At 61.4% G+C, this 18950-nt stretch carries 12 protein-coding genes and 2 riboswitches; of the genes, 4 read left to right on the top strand and 8 right to left on the bottom strand.

Going from position 1 to position 18950, the window contains the following annotated elements; all coding sequences use genetic code 11:
• Positions 1 to 28 precede the first annotated feature (28 nt).
• The 4 genes from ACP7C6_RS08220 to metH form a co-directional block, all read right to left on the bottom strand.
• The gene (locus ACP7C6_RS08220) at positions 29 to 526 is read right to left on the bottom strand and encodes a DUF934 domain-containing protein (RefSeq protein WP_028616392.1); all 498 of its coding nucleotides are present in this window, start codon (positions 524 to 526) and stop codon (positions 29 to 31) included.
• Entirely contained in the window at positions 510 to 2168 is a 1659-nt protein-coding gene (locus ACP7C6_RS08215) for a nitrite/sulfite reductase (RefSeq protein WP_426108594.1), read from the bottom strand. Before ACP7C6_RS08215 ends, ACP7C6_RS08220 begins: the two co-directional genes overlap by 17 nt.
• Before the next feature lie 462 nt (positions 2169 to 2630).
• Positions 2631 to 2840 carry a DUF2970 domain-containing protein gene (locus tag ACP7C6_RS08210; protein WP_028616391.1) on the bottom strand — a complete coding sequence of 70 codons (210 nt, stop codon included), beginning with the start codon at positions 2838 to 2840 and terminating at the stop codon, positions 2631 to 2633.
• 52 nt (positions 2841 to 2892) lie between these two features.
• Positions 2893 to 6603, bottom strand: a complete 3711-nt coding sequence (metH, locus tag ACP7C6_RS08205) for a methionine synthase (RefSeq protein WP_236320425.1) — start codon at positions 6601 to 6603, stop codon at positions 2893 to 2895.
• A 166-nt stretch (positions 6604 to 6769) separates the two neighbouring features.
• Between metH and ACP7C6_RS08200 the strand changes: the two genes are divergently transcribed.
• A complete protein-coding gene (locus ACP7C6_RS08200) occupies positions 6770 to 9061 on the top strand; it encodes a fatty acid cis/trans isomerase (RefSeq protein ID WP_426108593.1) in 2292 nt (763 codons plus the stop codon).
• A gap of 666 nt (positions 9062 to 9727) precedes the next feature.
• Complete coding sequence (nfuA, locus tag ACP7C6_RS08195; RefSeq protein WP_003190728.1) at positions 9728 to 10312, top strand: Fe-S biogenesis protein NfuA; 585 nt, start codon at positions 9728 to 9730, stop codon at positions 10310 to 10312.
• A 191-nt stretch (positions 10313 to 10503) separates the two neighbouring features.
• Here the strand turns inward: nfuA and cobM are convergent, their stop codons facing one another.
• The 4 genes from cobM to ACP7C6_RS08175 all read right to left on the bottom strand — a co-directional run bounded on the left by cobM (position 10504) and on the right by ACP7C6_RS08175 (position 12614).
• Positions 10504 to 11250: a precorrin-4 C(11)-methyltransferase gene (cobM, locus tag ACP7C6_RS08190; protein ID WP_028616389.1), complete on the bottom strand. Its 747-nt coding sequence runs from the start codon at positions 11248 to 11250 to the stop codon at positions 10504 to 10506.
• Between the two features lie 70 nt (positions 11251 to 11320).
• Positions 11321 to 11713: a cobalamin biosynthesis protein gene (locus ACP7C6_RS08185; RefSeq protein WP_028616388.1), complete on the bottom strand. Its 393-nt coding sequence runs from the start codon at positions 11711 to 11713 to the stop codon at positions 11321 to 11323.
• On the bottom strand, positions 11710 to 12414 hold the full coding sequence (locus ACP7C6_RS08180) for a CbtA family protein (RefSeq protein ID WP_426108592.1): 705 nt from the start codon (positions 12412 to 12414) through the stop codon (positions 11710 to 11712). Before ACP7C6_RS08180 ends, ACP7C6_RS08185 begins: the two co-directional genes overlap by 4 nt.
• A gap of 11 nt (positions 12415 to 12425) precedes the next feature.
• Complete coding sequence (locus ACP7C6_RS08175) at positions 12426 to 12614, bottom strand: CbtB domain-containing protein (RefSeq protein ID WP_012723860.1); 189 nt, start codon at positions 12612 to 12614, stop codon at positions 12426 to 12428.
• Positions 12615 to 12709: 95 nt separating this feature from the next.
• Positions 12710 to 12914, bottom strand: a riboswitch (cobalamin riboswitch).
• 830 nt (positions 12915 to 13744) lie between these two features.
• A riboswitch (cobalamin riboswitch) is annotated at positions 13745 to 13943 on the top strand.
• 93 nt (positions 13944 to 14036) lie between these two features.
• Between ACP7C6_RS08175 and cobW the strand changes: the two genes are divergently transcribed.
• On the top strand, positions 14037 to 15098 hold the full coding sequence (cobW, locus tag ACP7C6_RS08170; protein WP_028615878.1) for a cobalamin biosynthesis protein CobW: 1062 nt from the start codon (positions 14037 to 14039) through the stop codon (positions 15096 to 15098).
• Between the two features lie 3 nt (positions 15099 to 15101).
• Positions 15102 to 18863, top strand: a complete 3762-nt coding sequence (gene cobN / locus ACP7C6_RS08165; protein ID WP_426108591.1) for a cobaltochelatase subunit CobN — start codon at positions 15102 to 15104, stop codon at positions 18861 to 18863.
• Positions 18864 to 18950 lie beyond the last annotated feature (87 nt).

Raw genomic sequence — 18950 nt, 5'->3', positions numbered from 1 at the left:
TCGCGGGCAAGCCCGCTCCTACAGTAGTTTATTGGCGACGACGGAACAGCGGCAGCGGTTCATCCGTGGCGGCCTGGTACGTCACCGAGAAGTCCTTGAGGCTTTCCAGCGCTTCGTACGGGTCTTTGTCGGCGCGCAGGGCGAAGGCATCGAACCCGCAGCGGCGCAGGTAGAACAACTGGTCGCGCAGCACGTCACCAATCGCGCGCAGCTCGCCTTTGTAACCGTAACGGTCACGTAGCAGGCGTGCGTTGGAGTAGTTGCGGCCGTCGGTGAAGGCCGGGAAGTTCAGGGCGATGACCTGGAAGTGTTCCACGTCGTCACCGATCTCTTCGGCTTCTTCATCGGCGTCCAGCCACACGCCCAGGCCGCCGTCGCGGGCCTTGAGGGCGTGGCCGTGTTCGCGCCACAGGGCCAACGGCACGATCAGGTCGTCGCAGTTGGAGATGCCGTCGAAGCTCGCGTCCTTGGGCAGCAGGTGCCAGGTTTCATCGAGGACTTCGTTGTTCTTAATGATTCGTTGCATAGACGCGCTCCTTGAACAGGTCGATGCCGATGCGCTGGTAGGTGTCGATGAAACGCTCATCTTCGGTGCGCTGTTCGATGTAGACGTCGATCAGCTTGCCGATCACCTCAGGCATGGCTTCCTGGGCGAAGGATGGGCCGAGGATCTTGCCCAGGCTCGCATCGCGGCTGGCGCTGCCACCCAGGGACACTTGGTAGAATTCTTCGCCTTTCTTGTCCACGCCCAGGATGCCGATGTGGCCGACGTGGTGGTGACCACAGGCGTTCATGCAACCGGAGATGTTCAAGTCCAGCTCGCCGATGTCGAACAGGTAATCCAGGTCGTCGAAACGGCGCTGGATCGATTCGGCAATCGGGATCGACTTGGCGTTGGCCAGGGAGCAGAAATCGCCGCCCGGGCAGCAGATGATGTCGGTCAGCAGGCCGATGTTCGGCGTGGCGAATCCGCCTTCGCGCAACTCGCCCCACAGGGTGAACAGTTGGCTCTGCTCAACGTCCGCGAGAATGATGTTCTGCTCGTGGGAGGTGCGCAGTTGACCAAAGCTGTAGCGCTCGGCCAGGTCGGCCACGGCGTCCAGTTGCTTGTCGGTGATATCGCCCGGTGCAACCCCGGTAGGTTTCAGCGACAAGGTTACGGCCACGTAGCCCGGCTTTTTGTGCGCCAGGGTGTTGCGGCCACGCCAGCGGGCGAAGCCTGGATGCTCTTGGTCAAGTGCTGCGAGCTCGGCGTCCTGATTGCTCAGGGCCTTGTACTCAGGGTCGACGAAGTGTTTGGCGACGCGGTGCACTTCGGCTTCGGTCAGGGTGGTCTGGCCGCCGCGCAGGTGTTCCATCTCGGCGTCGACTTTCTGGGCGAACACCTCAGGGGTCAGCGCCTTGACCAGGATCTTGATCCGGGCCTTGTACTTGTTATCACGACGGCCATAGCGGTTGTAAACCCGCAGGATCGCGTCGAGGTAGCTCAACAGGTCCTGCCACGGCAGGAACTCGTTGATAAAGGCGCCGACGACCGGGGTACGGCCGAGGCCGCCACCGACCAATACGCGGAAGCCCAGTTCGCCGGCTTCGTTGTGCACCGGCTCCAGGCCGATATCGTGCACTTCGATGGCCGCACGGTCCGAGGTCGAGCCATTGATGGCGATCTTGAACTTGCGTGGCAGGTAGGCGAATTCGGGGTGGAAGGTGGTCCACTGACGGACGATTTCGCACCAGGGGCGTGGGTCGATCAGTTCGTCGGCGGCAACACCGGCGAATTGGTCGGTGGTCACGTTGCGCAGGCAGTTACCGCTGGTCTGAATGGCGTGCATCTGCACGGTGGCCAGTTCAGCCAGGATGTCCGGCACATCTTCCAGCGCCGGCCAGTTGAACTGTACGTTCTGGCGGGTACTGATGTGGGCATAGCCTTTGTCGAAGTCGCGGGCAATCTTGGCCATCATGCGCGTCTGGCGCGACGTCAGTTGGCCATAGGGCACGGCCACCCGCAGCATCGGCGCAAAGCGCTGAACATAAAGGCCATTTTGCAGGCGCAGAGGGCGGAACTCTTCTTCGCTCAGTTCACCTGCTAGGTAGCGTCGGGTCTGATCACGGAACTGCTTGACGCGGTCCTCGATGATGCGCTGATCGTATTCGTCGTATACGTACATATAGGTCCTGTTCTCGGCAAATCTGCGCGCACGGCCGCGCACTCCCAACGGAGCCGGCGCACGATACCAGTTTGCGTTTATGCGCAAAAGTGATGTTTGAGTATATGCAAATAACCAAAATGACTAATGAGAACGGTTATCGCGATACCCACATTTGTCATGCGGGCAATCGTCGACTTTACTGTGATCGTGTCTGAACGTTATCACCTATAAAACCGACAAGAGGCGATGCGATGAGCAATTCGACAAAAGCCCGTAAACCCGACAGTACCGTGGACGCCTGGGCCATTCTGTTCTTGATAATCCTGGTGGTTGGGACTGCCGTGTTCTGGGTCAGCCACCAGTAGTCATAGATACGGACCCCTGTAGGCGCTGGCTTGCCAGCGATTGCCTCACCTCGGTTGTCAGCCACACCGCAGTGATGCAATCGCTGGCAAGCCCGCTCCTACAGTCAGGTTGGGTTTACACGCCGGCCAGGTGCAGCACCAGTTGCACGATGCCAAACAGCGTCAGCGCGAACACCGCTGTAAACAAAACCCCCAGGATCACAAAGTGGCTGGGCTTGCCGTGGGTGAAATCCCGCGCGCGGTTCTTGCCGCTTTGCACGCCAAACGCGGCGGCCATGACGCTGTGGAGCATCTGCCAGAAGGTCGGTGGCTTTTGATCGTCCATGGGTCCCTCGACACCAGGTGTGTGAGGGACAGCATAGACAATCCAGCGACGCTTAGTTGTCGTAACCCAGGTTCGGCGCCAGCCAGCGCTCGGTCACGCTCAGGTCCTGGCCTTTGCGCGCGGTGTAGCTCGCCACCTGGTCCTTGTCGACCTTGCCCACGGCGAAATACTGCGCCTGCGGGTGGGCGAAATACCAGCCGCTGACCGCTGCCGCCGGGAACATCGCGTAGTGTTCGGTGAGGAACACGCCGCTGCGCCCCGCTTCCATTTCGCGTGCCTCGGGGTCGAGCAGTTGGAACAAGGTGCCTTTCTCGGTGTGATCCGGGCATGCCGGGTAGCCGGGGGCAGGGCGGATGCCGCTGTACTGCTCCTTGATCAGCGCTTCGTTGTCCAGTTGCTCGTCCTTGGCGTAACCCCAGTAGTCTTTACGCACTTGCTGGTGCAGCCATTCGGCGCAGGCTTCGGCCAGGCGGTCGGCCAGGGCCTTGACCATGATCGAGTTGTAGTCGTCGCCCGCGTCCTGGTAGGCCTTGGCGACCTCTTCCGCGCCGATGCCGGCGGTGGTGATGAAACCGCCGATGTAGTCGGTCACGCCGCTGTCCTTGGGCGCCACGAAGTCGGCCAGGGAGAAGTTCGGCTTGCCGTCGGTCTTGATGATCTGCTGGCGCAAGTGGTGCAGTTTGGCGATCGGCTGGCCGTCTTCGCCGTAGACTTCCAGGTCATCGTCCTGCACCTGGTTGGTCGGCCAGAAACCGAACACCGCACGGGCGCTGATGAGTTTTTCGTCGATCAGCTTTTTGAGCATTTCCTGGGCGTCGGCGTACAGCGAAGTCGCCGCTTCACCGACGACTTCATCAGTCAGAATGCGTGGGAATTTGCCCGCCAGGTCCCAGGAAATGAAGAACGGCGTCCAGTCGATGTATTCGGCCAGTACGTTGAGGTCGATATTGTCCAGGACCTTGGCGCCGGTAAAGGTCGGCACTACCGGCGTGTAGGTGCTCCAGTCGAACTGCGGCTTCTTGGCGATGGCCGCCGGGTAGCTCAGGCGTTCGGTGCGGGCGCTGCGGTTTGCGGTGCGCTCGCGCACTTCCACGTATTCCTCGCGGGTACGCTGCACGAAGCCGGCTTTCAGCTCCTTGGACAGCAACTGAGTCGCCACACCGACTGCACGCGAGGCGTCGGTGACATACACCACGGCATCGTTGCTGTACTTGGGCTCGATCTTCACCGCCGTATGCGCCTTGGACGTGGTAGCACCGCCGATCATCAGCGGCAGGTAGAAGTCCTGGCGCTGCATCTCGCGAGCCACGTGCACCATCTCATCCAGGGACGGCGTGATCAGGCCGGACAGCCCGATGATGTCGCACTTCTGCTCCTTGGCCACCTGCAGGATCTTCTCCGCCGGCACCATCACGCCGAGGTCGACAATGTCATAGCCGTTGCAACCCAGCACCACGCCGACGATGTTCTTGCCGATGTCGTGCACGTCGCCTTTCACCGTCGCCATCAGGATCTTGCCCTTGGCTTCCGGCTTGTCGCCTTTTTCCAGCTCGATAAACGGGATCAAGTGGGCCACGGCCTGCTTCATGACGCGGGCGGATTTCACCACCTGGGGCAGGAACATTTTGCCCGCGCCGAACAGGTCGCCGACGATGTTCATGCCAGACATCAGCGGGCCTTCGATCACTTCGATCGGGCGTGCAAACGACAGCCGCGATTCTTCGGTATCTTCAACAATATGCGTGGTGATGCCCTTGACCAGAGCGTGTTCCAGGCGCTTGTTCACGTCCCAGCCACGCCATTCCTCGGTTTCGGCCTCTTTTACGCTGCCGTCGCCCTTGTACTTGTCAGCGATGGCGAGGAGGGCGTCGGTGCCGTCCGGCGTGCGGTTGAGTACCACGTCTTCAACGGCGTCGCGCAACTCGGCCGGGATCTGGTCGTAGATCTCCAACTGGCCGGCGTTGACGATGCCCATGGTCAGACCGTTGCGGATCGCATACAGCAGGAACACCGAGTGGATCGCCTCACGCACCGGGTTGTTGCCACGGAACGAGAACGACACGTTGGACACGCCGCCGGAGGTCAGCGCGTACGGCAGTTCGTCACGAATGTAGGCACAGGCGTTGATGAAGTCGACAGCGTAGTTGTTGTGCTCTTCGATACCGGTGGCGACCGCGAAGATGTTCGGGTCGAAGATGATGTCTTCCGGCGGAAAGCCGACTTCATTGACCAGGATGTCGTAGGAGCGTTTGCAGATTTCTTTCTTGCGCGCTTCGGTGTCGGCCTGGCCGGCTTCGTCGAACGCCATCACCACCACGGCGGCGCCATAGCGCTTGCACAGCTTGGCGTGGTGAATGAACTGCTCCACACCTTCCTTCATGCTGATGGAGTTGACGATGCCCTTGCCCTGGATGCACTTGAGGCCAGCTTCGATCACGTCCCACTTGGAGGAGTCGATCATGATCGGCACGCGGGAGATGTCCGGCTCGCCGGCAATCAGATTGAGGAAGGTCACCATGGCCTTCTTCGAATCGAGCATGCCCTCGTCCATATTGATGTCGATCACCTGGGCGCCGGCTTCCACCTGCTGCAAGGCGACTTCCAGGGCCTCGGTGTAGTTGTCCTCGCGGATCAGGCGGGCGAACTTGGCCGAGCCGGTGATGTTGGTGCGCTCACCGACGTTGACGAACAACGAGCTGCGATCGATGGTGAAGGGTTCCAGGCCCGACAGGCGGCAAGCCTTCGGGATATCCGGGATCTGGCGCGGTGCGTAACCGGCCACGGCCTTGGCGATAGCCTCGATGTGGCCCGGCGTGGTGCCGCAGCAACCGCCGACAATGTTGAGGAAGCCGCTCTGGGCAAACTCTTCGATGACCTTGGCGGTTTGTGACGGCAACTCATCGTATTCACCGAATTCGTTGGGCAGGCCGGCGTTCGGGTGCGCAGAAACGTGGGTGTTGGCCTTGTTCGACAACTCTTCCAGGTACGGACGCAGCTCGCTGGCGCCCAGGGCGCAGTTGAGGCCCACGGAAATCGGCTTGGCGTGGGCCACGGAGTTCCAGAACGCTTCGGTGGTCTGGCCCGACAGCGTACGGCCGGAGGCGTCGGTGATGGTGCCGGAGATCATGATCGGCAGTTCGATGTTCAACGCTTCGAACACGCCTTGCACGGCAAAGATCGCGGCCTTGGCGTTGAGGGTGTCGAAGATGGTCTCGATCAGGATCAGGTCAGCACCGCCTTCGATCAGGCCTTGGGTGGCCTCGGTGTAGTTTTCCACCAGTTCATCGAAGGTCACGTTGCGGTAGCCGGGGTTGTTCACGTCGGGCGACAGCGAGCAGGTGCGGCTGGTCGGGCCGAGCACGCCGGCGACGAAACGCGGCTTGGCCGGGTTTTCGGCGGTCTTGGCGTCGGCAATCTTGCGCGCCAGGCGTGCGCCTTCTACGTTCAGTTCATAGGCTAGTTCTTCCATGCCGTAGTCGGCCATGGAGATGCGCGTGGCGTTGAAGGTGTTGGTTTCGAGGATGTCGGCGCCAGCATCCAGGTAGGCTTTTTCGATGCCACCGATCACGTCGGGCCGGGTGAGCACCAGCAGGTCGTTGTTACCCTTGACGTCGCTTGGCCAATCGGCGAAGCGTTTGCCACGGTAGTCATTTTCCTCAAGCTTGTAGCTCTGGATCATCGTGCCCATACCGCCGTCGAGGATCAGGATACGTTCCTTGAGGGCTTGATGAAGGGCTTGCAGACGAACGCTACGATCGGACATGGGACTACTCTGGTCAGGCATTTCGGAGGGCGTGAATCATAACAAACCTGTGCCGATTTAGAGCATGCGCAGTTTTTGCATGAATATCGTTCATGTTGGAAGGGGGCGTGGCCCGGTAGAATCACCGGCAAATTTTCAGCGTACGTATTGAATCGGGACCGGATACATGTCACTTCGCCTCATCACCAGTGCTGCCCTGGCACTGGTCGCCTGCATTGCGCAGGCCGACGGACCCGCCCCGGCGATTTCGTACACCCGCGACATTCAACCGATCTTCACCGAGAAATGCGTGGCTTGCCATGCCTGCTATGACTCCGCCTGCCAACTGAACCTGGGCAGTGCCGAAGGCGTAGCGCGAGGTGCGAGCAAAGTACCGGTCTACGATGGCGAGCGCAGCCAGGCGACGCCGACCACTCGGCTGTTCTATGACGCTTTCGGCAAGCAGGCCTGGCAGCAGAAGGGCTTTTACTCAGTATTGGATGCGCAGGGCAGCCAGGCTGCGCTGATGGCGCGCATGCTGGAGTTGGGTCATAACGCACCGCTGCAACCCAACGCCAAGCTGCCCGAAGAGATCGTACTGGGCCTGAACCGACAAAACATGTGCGCCATGCCCGGCGAGTTCAATGCCTACGCGGGTGCCCATCCCAAGGAAGGTATGCCGCTGGCGGTCACCGGCCTGACGGACCAGCAGTATCAGACCTTGCAACGCTGGCTCGCGTCCGGCGCGCCTATCGATGAACAAGGCTTGGCACCCAGCGCCAAGGAAGCGCTGCAGGTACAGCAGTGGGAAAACCTGCTCAACCAGCCCGGGGCCAGGGAGAGCCTGGTAGCGCGCTGGTTGTTCGAGCATTTGTTCCTCGCCCATCTCTACTTCGAAAACGGCGAGCCGGGGCATTTCTTCCAGTGGGTGCGCTCGCGTACGCCGAGCGGGCAACCGATTGACCTGATCGCAACTCGCCGCCCGAACGATGACCCAGGCACCCAGGTTTACTACCGCCTGTGGCCGGTGCAGGGCGTGATCGTGCATAAAACCCACATCACGTACCCGCTCAGCGCCGAGAAAATGGCTCGCATCAAAGCGCTGTTCTACGCCGGCAACTGGCAGGTCAACGCCTTGCCTGGCTACGGACCGGGCCGTCGCGCCAACCCCTTCGAAACCTTCGAGGCGATTCCAGCCAAGGCGCGTTACCAGTTCATGCTGGACAACGCCGAGTATTTCGTACGCACCTTTATTCGTGGGCCCGTGTGCCGTGGGCAGATCGCCACGGACGTGATCCGCGACAATTTCTGGACCCTGTTCCAGGACCCGGACCATGACCTCTACATCACCGATGCCCGTTATCGCGGCCAGGCCACGCCGTTGCTGGCCATGCCGGGGCAGAACGATGACGTAGGCAGTGTGCTGAGCCTGTGGCTCGCTTACCGTGACAAGCGTAATCAATACGAAGCGCTGCGCCGTGACAACTATGCGGACGTTCCCGCGCCAAGCTGGTCGTCGCTGTGGGCCGGGAATGACAACGCCTTGCTGAGCATTTTTCGCCACTTCGACAGTGCCTCGGTGACCAAGGGCTTGATTGGTGAAGTGCCGCAGACGATGTGGCTGTTTGACTATCCGTTGCTGGAGCGCACCTATTATCAGTTGGCGGTGAATTTTGATGTGTTCGGCAATGTGTCGCATCAAGCCCAGACCCGCTTGTACTTCGACCTGATCCGCAACGGCGCCGAGCAGAACTTCCTGCGCCTGATGCCTGCAGACTCCCGCGAAGACTTCCTCGATGACTGGTATCAAAACAGTGGCAAGCTCAAGTTGTGGATGGACTATGAGGCGATTGATGACGACAAGCCCACCGGCTTGCATCTGAGCGAAAACGATCCGAAGCGCGACTTTGCCAACCAGTTGCTCACGCGTTATGGCGATCTGAATGCCAGCCCGGACCCGATCAACCGCTGCACTGGCGCCTATTGCTCCCGTGAGGGTATCGACCCGGCGTTGCAGGATGCCGAGCAAGCGCTGAGTCGCCTGACCTCACGCCCGGCCGCCGGGCTCAAGGTTATCGATCTATTGCCTGAAGCGACGATGCTGCGGGTTGAGACTGCCAGCGGTAAGCGTGTGGTCTACAGCATGTTGCGCAATCGTGCTCACAGTAATGTGGCGTTTCTGTTGGGTGAGGCTTATCGCTATCAGCCGGGCCTGGACACAGTGACCATCTATCCGGGTGTGTTGAGCAGCTATCCGAACTTTATGTTCAATATTCCGGCGCAGGACGTGCCGGAGTTTGTAGCTGAAATGGAGCGGGCCAAGGATGCCAAGCGGTTTGAGAAGATTGTGGATCGTTGGGGGGTGCGGCGTAGTCATCCGCTGTTTTGGCAGTATTTCCATGATTTGTCGGAGTACATTCGAGAGACAACGCCGGTTGAGGAGGGGGTGTTGGATATGAATCGGTATGAGAATTTGTAAGGGTTTTTTGGAGTGAATATCCGTTATTTGGGTGATGGCGGCTTATGGTTCCGCTCTTACAGCGGGTCACTTTTTGAAGAGCGCAAAAAGTAACCAAAAACGCTCCGCCCCAACACTCGGCACCTCGCCTAGGCTCGGTGTGCCGTAACGAAGGCTTGAATCCGTGGGCCGCCGCGATGGGCCATCCTTGGCCCAGCGCGGCTAACCCGGCGTCCCCCCGGCTCCTACAGGACCGCGTTTGCTTTTGCTCTACACCACTCAAGCCGGCTGTCAGGCCGCTGTGCTTTTGCTTTTGATTTTGATCTTAGGCGCCCCGTTAAACACGCTGGCCGGAATTCGGCAGGGATTTGGGGGGTAAACCGGCAGGGATGCCGGTTTAGCCGCCCCGCGCCATGGATGGCGCGTGGCGGCGGCCCCCCAAATCACTGTCGGATTACGGGCATACCGAGCCTAGGCGAGGTACCGAGTGTTGGGGCAAGAGCCCTTTGGTTACTTTGGGGCTTTTCCAAAGTGACCCGCCGTAAGGGCGGAACCATACGCGGCCGTTACCCAAATAACGGATATGTACATCCCCCCGCAAACAAACCTATCCCGACAAAAACACTAGGACTTTGTACCTGCGTAATAATTTGGCGTAAACTGCCGGCAAGCCTGTGAGGAGTTTCCATGACTGCCATAACCATTACCGACGCCGCCCACGATTACCTGGCTGACCTGCTGTCCAAGCAGAACACCCCGGGTATCGGCATTCGCGTCTTTATCACCCAGCCCGGCACCCAATACGCCGAAACTTGCATCGCCTACTGCAAGCCTGGTGAAGAAAAACCTGAAGACACCGCCCTGGGGCTGAAAAGCTTCACTGCCTACATCGACGCCTTCAGCGAAGCCTTCCTCGACGACGCCGTGGTCGACTACGCCACCGACCGCATGGGCGGCCAGTTGACCATCAAAGCGCCAAACGCCAAGGTGCCCAACGTCAACGCCGACAGCCCGGTGAACGAGCGTATCAACTACTACCTGCAGACCGAAATCAACCCAGGCCTGGCCAGCCACGGCGGCCAGGTCAGCTTGATCGACGTGGTCGATGACGGCATTGCGGTGCTCAAGTTCGGTGGCGGCTGCCAAGGCTGCGGCCAAGCGGACGTGACCCTGCGCGAAGGCATCGAGCGCACCTTGCTGGAGCGAATTCCAGAACTCAAGGGCGTGCGTGACGTGACCGATCACACGCAGAAAGAAAACGCCTACTACTGAGTAAGGCGTTCACTGCGAACAAAAAAACGGCGCCCCGTGAGCGCCGTTTTTTTATTCTTTAAAATCAGTGGTTTGTGATAGCCATCTGTCAAAGAGGATTAACTTTTGAGCCGGGCTTGTCCACTCTCACATGGTTAACCATATTTATTCAGTTAAAACAGTGAGTTATGTTCTTAAGTTAATTTTGTTTGTTATGGGCGATAAAGGTGCGCATGGCCTGCCCGGTACAGCGATGACTCACTGAAACTGTCACTGGCCAGCACCCGGCCCACGACAATCAGCGCCGTGCGTCGAAAGCCCTTGGCCGCCACTTTCCCGGCAATGTCGCTCAGCGTTCCTATCGCCCAATCCTGATCCGGCCAGGTAGCCCGGTGCACCACGGCAATCGGGCAATCCGCGCCGTAGTGTGGCAGCAGTTCAGCGACGATCTTCTCCAAGTGATTGACCCCCAGGTGAATCGCCATGGTGGTGCCATGCCGCGCCAGGCTGTCGAAGTCCTCGCCGGCCGGCATGCTGGTCTTGTCGGCATAGCGGGTCAGGATCACGCTCTGGGCGATGTCAGGCAGGGTCAGCTCCGCCTCCAGCAAGGCTGCACAGGCAGCCACGGCGGTGACGCCGGGGATGATCTGGAAGGGAATGCCCAACTCCCGCAGGTGGCGGATCTGTTCACCAATGGCGCCATACAGGCTTGGGTCGCCGGAATGGACGCGCGCCACATCCTGGCCCTTCTCGTGGGCGGCTTTGATCAGATCAATGATCTGCTCCAGGTGCAATTCGGCGCTGTTGGCCACAGTTTCCGCTTGATGACCTTCCAGTACCGCGGCCGGCACCAACGAGCCCGCATAAATAATCACCGGGCAACTGCGGATCAGCCGCTGGCCTTTGACGGTGATTAATTCTGGGTCGCCGGGGCCTGCGCCGATGAAGTAGACGGTCATGGGGAAATCCTGATGAAAAACGGGCGAGCATGAAGAATGCTCATGATCGGGAGGGGCGATTATCGGGTTTTCAGCCGGCGCACGCCAATGCAAAGGTGGCCTGGGCGGTTTTTTTGCGGGTGATCAACAGGCGGGCAGGGCCGCCGGCGAGGTGCTCGGCAAGGGCCAAGGCGGCACTTTCCGCGATGCCATAGCAGCCGGTGTGGGCGAAGGCGATCTCGGATTTGTGGCTCAGGCGATCTTCAAAGGTCGTCAGCTGCTCGGCGCTGAAACAGTGCAACGGCAGGTTCAGCGTTTCGGCCAATGCGAGTATTCCCGGCTCGTCTTTTTTCAAATCAATACTGGCCAGCGCAGTAATCTTATCGCGCTCGATACTGCCCTCGGCGAGGGCAGTATTAAACAGGCCCAGCAGGGTATGAACGTCACAACCCCGCTGGCACCCCAGGCCGACCACCAGGATCATGCCGAGTATTGATCATCACGGTTGCGGCGGAACAACCAGGCGCTGATCAGCCCCAAGGCCAGCCAGAAGGCGACATTGGTCAACTGTGAAGCGATCTTGAACTGCGCTTCCAGGGCCTCCGGGGCCAGCATCGAATGCACTTCCGGCTGTGGTGCGCCGATCACGTGCGGTACGGCGAGGATCGCTGCACCCAGTACTTTCAGCAGCCAGTTGCGACCAAACACGATCAAGGCGATGCCGGCAGCGGTAGACGCCGCAGTGCCGATCCACCAGGTCTGGCGCAGCGCCAGGTCGGCGGCGGCAGTCCCCGGCAGCTCAGGCGGCAGGCCCATCGTCGGTGCCAGCACGAAAGTTGCGTAACCGGCCAAACCCCACAGCAGCCCTTGGGCGGTGCCGGTTGGCGCACGCAGCGTGTAGAGACCGGCCAGCATCAGCGCAAAACCGACGGCGACCACCAGGTTGCCGCCCGTGGTGGACAGCACGCGCTGCCAGCCGTCTTCCGGCTCCCAAGCTTCGGCGTCATGGGTATGGGCGGCAGCACCTTCGGCGTGTTCGTGGGCCACTTCGGTAGCCGCCGGCGCTTTTTCAAAGGTTTCCGCCTGCAGAATCAGCGGGGCGACCCAAAAGCTTTGCAGCAGAGTCAGCAGCAGGGCGGCCAGCAGGCCGGTGAAACCTGCGGTTTGCGCGATACGCTTGATCATGTCGGCAGGTCTCAGTGGCACGGGAACGCGGCGCTGTGGCGGGTATCGTGGGCGGCGTTGTGTACGGCCTCAATGTGCGAGAAACCGGCGAAATACACCAGGCACGCGCCGAGGATCGACGCGCCGATGGCGGCGGTCAAGCGTTGGCTCAGGGTCGAGGTGCTGCTGGCGGAGTGCGAGGTGCTGCTGATGATCGACATGGCGCGTCCCTTTCAGGTGTCAGGGTGAAACGAGCGCATGAAACCCCGCGAGCCGGGCACGCAGGGTTTAAACAGCGCCCGCCCACCGCGGGTTTGTTATCTGATTTTTTCGGGCCGGTCTCCGGGCTTGCGAGGGGCATTGCGCCTATTAAGCGTCGCCTTCCCATGCCTTGGAGGCACAGTGGATCTGACACTTCGCTCGCTTACCGTTGCGGGGGCAGCACCGGACTGGTCATATCGCTATGACGCACCGGTTTCCCGTTTCACCCTGTGAGGGGCACCCGAAACAAGATGTGTAGGAGAGCATGGGGGTGGGAGGGGAGTCAATTGGGGTGTGTACATATCCGTTGCTGCGGTGATGGCTGATGTTGGTTCCGCCCTTACGGCGGGTCACTTTTGAAAAGAGCCCAAAAGTAACCAAAAGGCTCTTGCCCCAACACTCGGCACCTCGCTTAGGCTCGGTGTGCCCTCACTCCGGCTTGAATCCGTGGGCCGCCGCGATGGGCCATCCTTGGCCCAGCGCGGCTAACCCGGCGTCCTGCCGGGTTACCCACGGATTCAAGCCTGCGTTCGGCCAGCGTGTTTGACGGGGCGCCTAAGATCAAGATCAAGAGCGACTCGCTTCGCATCGTGGATACGCGGTCCCTGTAGGCGAAAAACGTGAGGACGCCGCGATTCGTCTGGTTCCCCGCGTCATCGTTGAGGACCATCGCCGGCAAGCCGGCTCCTACAGGACTGCGTTTGCCTTTGCCTTTGCTTCACACCACTCAAGCCGGCTGTCAGGCCGCTGTGCTCTTGCTTTTGATCTTGATCTTGATCTTAGGCGCCCCGTCAAACACGCTGGCCGGAATTCGGCAGGGATTTGGGGGGTAAACCGGCAGGGATGCCGGTTTAGCCGCCCCGCGCCATGGATGGCGCGTGGCGGCGGCCCCCCAAATCCCTGTCGGATTACGGGCACACCGAGCGTGAGCGAGGTGCCGAGTGTTGCGGCAAGAGCCCTTTGGTTACTTTGGGGCTTTTCCAAAGTGACCCGCCGTAAGGGCGGAACCAATACCCGCCATCACCCAAATAACGGATATGTACACCAACCCCAACCCAAACCCCATCATTGACCATCCCCCAAGCACTGCGTAGCCTTGCACCCTCGAGGTTCTTCGGCCCAGGCCGAAGCTAAGAAGGGAACGCGGTCCAAGCCGCGGCTGCCCCCGCAACTGTAAAGGGTTCAGCTGACTGCCACGCCACTGCCGAAAGGCGGGAAGGCGCAGCCAGCGCCGGTCGCAAGACCCGCAAGCCCCAAGCCAGGAGACCTGCCTCGCAACCGATTTTCTACTTCAACCGGGCGGGGTGATCCGGTGACGAAATCCGCTGCTGCGCACCGTCGCAGGGCCTATCGTCCCGTATGCCCGCCCCCAAGGGCATCCGATGAAAACACTGGCCAAACTCCCCGTCACCATCGTTACCGGCTTCCTCGGCTCAGGCAAAACCACCTTGCTGCGCCACATGCTCGACAACGCCCAGGGCCGTCGCATTGCCGTGATCGTCAACGAATTCGGCGAGCTGGGTATCGACGGTGAAATCCTCAAGCAGTGCTCCATCGGCTGCACCGAAGAAGAAGCCAACGGCCGCGTCTACGAGCTGGCCAACGGCTGCCTGTGCTGCACCGTGCAGGAAGAGTTCTTCCCAGTGATGCGCGAATTGGTGGCCCGCCGCGGGGACCTCGACCACATTCTCATCGAGACCTCCGGCCTGGCCCTGCCAAAACCGCTGGTCCAAGCCTTCCAATGGCCGGAAATCCGCAGCGCCTGCACCGTTGACGCGGTGATCACCGTGGTCGACAGCCCGGCTGTGGCCGCCGGCACCTTCGCCGCCTTTCCGGACCAAGTGGATGCGCAGCGCAAGCTCGACCCGAACCTGGACCACGAATCACCCCTGCACGAGCTGTTCGCCGACCAACTGGCCAGCGCCGACCTGGTAATCCTCAACAAGACCGACCTGATCAGCCCTGAAGACCTGGCCCGCGTGCGCCTTGAAGTCGCGGAAGAACTGCCACCCGCGGTGAAGATCATCGAGGCCAGCAGCGGTCGCCTGCCGCTGGACGTGCTGATCGGCCTGGGTGCCGGCTCCGAAGAACACATCGACGGTCGCCACAGCCATCACGATCATCATCACGAAGGTGAAGACGATCACGATCACGACGCCTTCGATTCCATCTCCATCGACCTGCCGCAAGCCGACGAAGCGCTGCTGCTCGACGCCCTGACCCAGTTGGTGGTGCAACACGGCATCCTGCGTGTAAAAGGCTTTGCCGCAATCCCGAACAAGCCGATGCGCCTGCTGATCCAGGGCGTGGGCACGCGTTTCGACAAGCACTTCGACCGTGCCTGGAGCGCTGACGAGCCGCGTATTACGCGCCTGGTGCTGATCGGTCAGGACCTCGATGCGGCCGGCCTTGAAGCGCAACTGCGCGCCGCCCTCAGCGTTTAACCCATGCACCTGCTCAGGACCCAGCCCGGTGGTTTCGTCTCGGACGACAATATTGCCGACCTTGGCCAGACCCCCGCTGACCTGGTGATCCTGTGCAGCGGCGATTCCAGCCTGGCGCTGCTGGCCGAGGCGGCGCAGCAGTTACCCGACGATTACCCCAGCTTTCGCCTGGCCAACCCGATGCAGGTGCAGAACCACGCCTCGGTCGACCTCTACGTCGATGAAGTGCTGCGCCACGCCAAGGTCATCCTGATCTCGCTGCATGGCGGTATCGGTTATTGGCGTTACGGCATCGAGCGCCTGGTGGAGTTGGCCGAAAGGGGCGTGCAGCTGATCCTGGTGCCGGGGGATGATCGCCCGGACCCGGAACTCAGCGGGTTGAGCACCGTCGGCGCCGAAGCGCGTGATCGCCTCTGGCACTTCCTGCGCCAGGGCGGCCTAGGCAATGCGCTGGATTTTTATCGCTGCCTGGCCAGTGCCTACCTGGGCCGTGACTACGCCTGGGCGGAGCCGCAGACCCTGCCGCGCACGGCGATTTATCATCCGCGCCACGCTAACGCCCGCCTGAATGATTGGCAGGCCGACTGGAATGCCGAGTGGCCGGTGGCGGCGGTGCTGTTCTACCGCTCCCATTTGCAGGCGGCCAATACCGGCTTTATCGATGTGTTCTGCCAGCGCTTGCAAGCGGCGGGCCTCAACCCGTTGCCGATGGCGGTGGCCAGTTTAAAAGAGCCCGGCTGCCTGGCGGTGGTCGAGGACCTGCTGGACGAGGTGGGCGCGGCGGTAATCCTCAACACCACCGGCTTCGCCCAATCCAGCCCGGAAGCGCCGCATTTGCGCCCGTTTCGCCGCAATATCCCGGTGATCCAGGCGATCTGCGCCCAGGACAACCAGCCCGGCTGGGAAGCCAGCGAGCAAGGCCTCGGCCCCCGGGACCTGGCGATGCACATTGCCCTGCCAGAGTTGGACGGACGCATCATCAGCCGGCCGATCAGCTTCAAGGACCTGGCCTGGCGCAGCGAACGCAGCCAGTCGGATGTGGTGTGCTATCGAGCGGCGCCGGAACGCATGGATTTTGTCGCAGAATTGGCGCGACGCTGGGTCGAACTGGCGCGGGTGCCGAATGCCGACAAACGCATTGCGCTGATCCTTGCCAACTACCCCACCCGCGATGGGCGTATCGGCAATGGTGTCGGCCTTGATACGCCGGCGGCGGCGCTGAATATCCTGCGTGCGTTGCACGTCGAAGGCTATCCGGTGCCGGATGCACTGCCGGAAAGCGGCACGGCACTGATCCACGATTTGCTCGGCGGCATCACTAACGACCTGGACAGCCTCGACCTTCGCCCCTGTCATCAAAGCCTGGGCCTGGATGACTACGAGGCGATGTTCAGCCGCTTGCCCGAGGCCAATCGCCAGGCGGTGCTGGCGCGCTGGGGCACGCCCCATAACGATCCGATGTTCCGCGATGGCCGCATGATGATCGCCGGGCTGCGCCTGGGCCTGACCTTTGTCGGTATCCAACCGGCGCGGGGTTATCAGGTGGACGCCAGCGCGGTTTACCATGATCCGGACCTGGTGCCGCCCCACGGGTACCTGGCGTTCTATTTCTGGCTGCGCCACACCTATGGCGCCCATGGCGTGATTCATGTGGGCAAGCACGGCAACCTTGAATGGTTGCCGGGCAAGGGTGTCGGCCTGTCGGAAAGCTGCTGGCCCGATGCGCTGTTGGGGCCGCTGCCGAATATCTACCCGTTTATCGTCAACGATCCGGGCGAGGGCGCCCAGGCCAAGCGACGTACCCAGGCGGTGATCATCGATCACCTGATGCCGCCGCTGACCCGTGCTGAAACCTACGGCCCGCTGCGTAACCTTGAACTGCTGGCGGACGAGTATTACGAAGCGCAACTGCTTGATCCGCGCCGGGCCCTGGAGTTGCAGAAAGACATCCTCAAACTGGTGCGCGAAACCCGCATCGACCAGGAACTTGAGCTGGAGAGCGACGCCGACGCTGCCGTGTGGTTGCCGCGCCTGGACACTTACCTGTGCGACTTGAAGGAGTCGCAGATCCGCGATGGCCTGCACATCTTTGGTGAGTCGCCCGCAGGCCGCTTGCGTATCGACACGTTGCTGGCTTTGTTGCGTATCCCGCGTGGCGATGGGCGTGGCCCACAGTCGAGCCTGCTGCGTGTATTGGCCAAGGCTTTCGACTTGGGCTTTGATCCGTTGGACTGTGCCCTGGCCGAACCTTGGACGGGGCGCCGACCTCTGGTATTGCAGAAGATCGACGCGCAATTGTGGCGCACCGCTGGCGATACCCGCGAACGCCTGGAGCTGTATGCCGCACGGCTGATCGAGCAGGCGCTCGAAGGCCCGCTTGAACAGTTGGAAGAGCCCGGTTGGGAAGAGGTGAAGGCGGTTATCGAAAGCCTGCGCATCGTAGTGGCGCCGCGCCTTGACGCCTGTGGTCCCGCGGAAATGCGCGGATTGCTGGATGCCCTCAGCGGCCGGTTTGTACCGGCGGGCCCGAGTGGTGCACCGAGTCGCGGGCGTTTGGATGTGTTGCCAACGGGGCGCAACTTCTTCACCGTCGACGTGCGCAACCTGCCGACCACCACGGCCTGGCGCATCGGCTTCCAATCCGCCAACCTGATTCTTGAGCGGCATTTACAGGACCACGGCGACCACCTGCGCCAGCTCGGCCTGTCGGTGTGGGGCACTGCCACCATGCGCACCGGCGGCGACGATATCGCCCAGGCCATGGCACTGATGGGCGTGCGCCCGGTGTGGGCGACCGGCAGCCAGCGGGTGGACGATTTCGAGATCCTGCCGATCAGCCTGTTGGATCGCCCGCGCGTAGACGTGACCTTGCGTGTGTCGGGTTTTTTCCGCGATGCCTTCGCCAATTTGATCCGCCTGTTCGACGCCGCGGTGCAGGCCGTGGCGGCGCTGGATGAGCCGGACGACATGAACCCGCTGGCCGCCAAGGTGCGTAGTGAGCGTGAGGCGCTGCTCATGTCGGGCCTGGACGAAGAGGCGGCGGCGAAACAAGCCGGTTGGCGCATCTTCGGCGCCAAGCCCGGCGCCTATGGCGCGGGCGTGCAGGGCGCGGTCGACGGTCGCCTGTGGCAAAGTCGTGAAGACCTTGCCGAGGTTTACTTGAACTGGGGCGGCTACGCCTATGGTGGTTCCGACGAAGGCACCGCCGCCCGCGCGCAGTTTGCCCAGCGTTTGAGCCAGGTGCAGGCGGTGTTGCAAAACCAGGACAACCGCGAGCACGACTTGCTTGATTCCAACGATTACTACCAATTCCACGGCGGCATGCTCGCCGCCGTGGAAACCCTGAGCGGCGATAAGGCGGCCAGCTATCATGGTGACCACAGCCAGCCCGACCTGCCTAAGATCCGCACCCTGAAGGAAGAGCTGAACCGGGTGATCCGTTCCCGCGCCGCCAACCCCAAGTGGATCGAAGGCGTGAAGCGCCATGGCTATAAAGGTGCCTTCGAGATGGCGGCAACCGTGGACAACCTGTTCGCCTTCGACGCCACCACGGCGCTGATTGACGATCACCAATATGCCCTGTTGGCCGATGCTTATTTGCTCGACCCCGACACCCGCGCCTTTGTGCAGCAACACAACCCCGATGCGCTGCGTGACATGGCCGAGCGCATGCTCGAAGCGCAGCAGCGTGGCATGTGGCAGGAACCGGGGGCGTACCGCGAGGCGTTGGAAAACTTGTTGCTAGATATCGAAGAGGATGGCTGAAGGCAAGCTTGTTGTGGTGAGCGGGCTTGCCCGCGCTGGGCTGCGAAGCGGCCCCAAAACCGGACACCGCATTTTGCCAGGAAGAAT

Source organism: Pseudomonas sp. TWR1-1-4 (assembly GCF_049897165.1).
GTDB lineage: Bacteria > Pseudomonadota > Gammaproteobacteria > Pseudomonadales > Pseudomonadaceae > Aquipseudomonas > Aquipseudomonas canadensis.
Note: the sequence above shows the minus strand (reverse complement) of the source record. Positions and strands in the feature narration are given on the sequence as shown.

Coding starts and splice junctions, on each gene's coding strand:
- ACP7C6_RS08175 (WP_012723860.1), bottom strand. CDS start 12,614: ATGTCGATCATCAGCAGCACCTCGCACTCCGCCAGCAGCACCTCGACC.
- ACP7C6_RS08185 (WP_028616388.1), bottom strand. CDS start 11,713: ATGATCCTGGTGGTCGGCCTGGGGTGCCAGCGGGGTTGTGACGTTCAT.
- ACP7C6_RS08180 (WP_426108592.1), bottom strand. CDS start 12,414: ATGATCAAGCGTATCGCGCAAACCGCAGGTTTCACCGGCCTGCTGGCC.
- ACP7C6_RS08200 (WP_426108593.1), top strand. CDS start 6,770: ATGTCACTTCGCCTCATCACCAGTGCTGCCCTGGCACTGGTCGCCTGC.
- ACP7C6_RS08215 (WP_426108594.1), bottom strand. CDS start 2,168: ATGTACGTATACGACGAATACGATCAGCGCATCATCGAGGACCGCGTC.
- ACP7C6_RS08210 (WP_028616391.1), bottom strand. CDS start 2,840: ATGGACGATCAAAAGCCACCGACCTTCTGGCAGATGCTCCACAGCGTC.
- cobM (WP_028616389.1), bottom strand. CDS start 11,250: ATGACCGTCTACTTCATCGGCGCAGGCCCCGGCGACCCAGAATTAATC.
- ACP7C6_RS08220 (WP_028616392.1), bottom strand. CDS start 526: ATGCAACGAATCATTAAGAACAACGAAGTCCTCGATGAAACCTGGCAC.
- metH (WP_236320425.1), bottom strand. CDS start 6,603: ATGTCCGATCGTAGCGTTCGTCTGCAAGCCCTTCATCAAGCCCTCAAG.
- nfuA (WP_003190728.1), top strand. CDS start 9,728: ATGACTGCCATAACCATTACCGACGCCGCCCACGATTACCTGGCTGAC.
- cobW (WP_028615878.1), top strand. CDS start 14,037: ATGAAAACACTGGCCAAACTCCCCGTCACCATCGTTACCGGCTTCCTC.
- cobN (WP_426108591.1), top strand. CDS start 15,102: ATGCACCTGCTCAGGACCCAGCCCGGTGGTTTCGTCTCGGACGACAAT.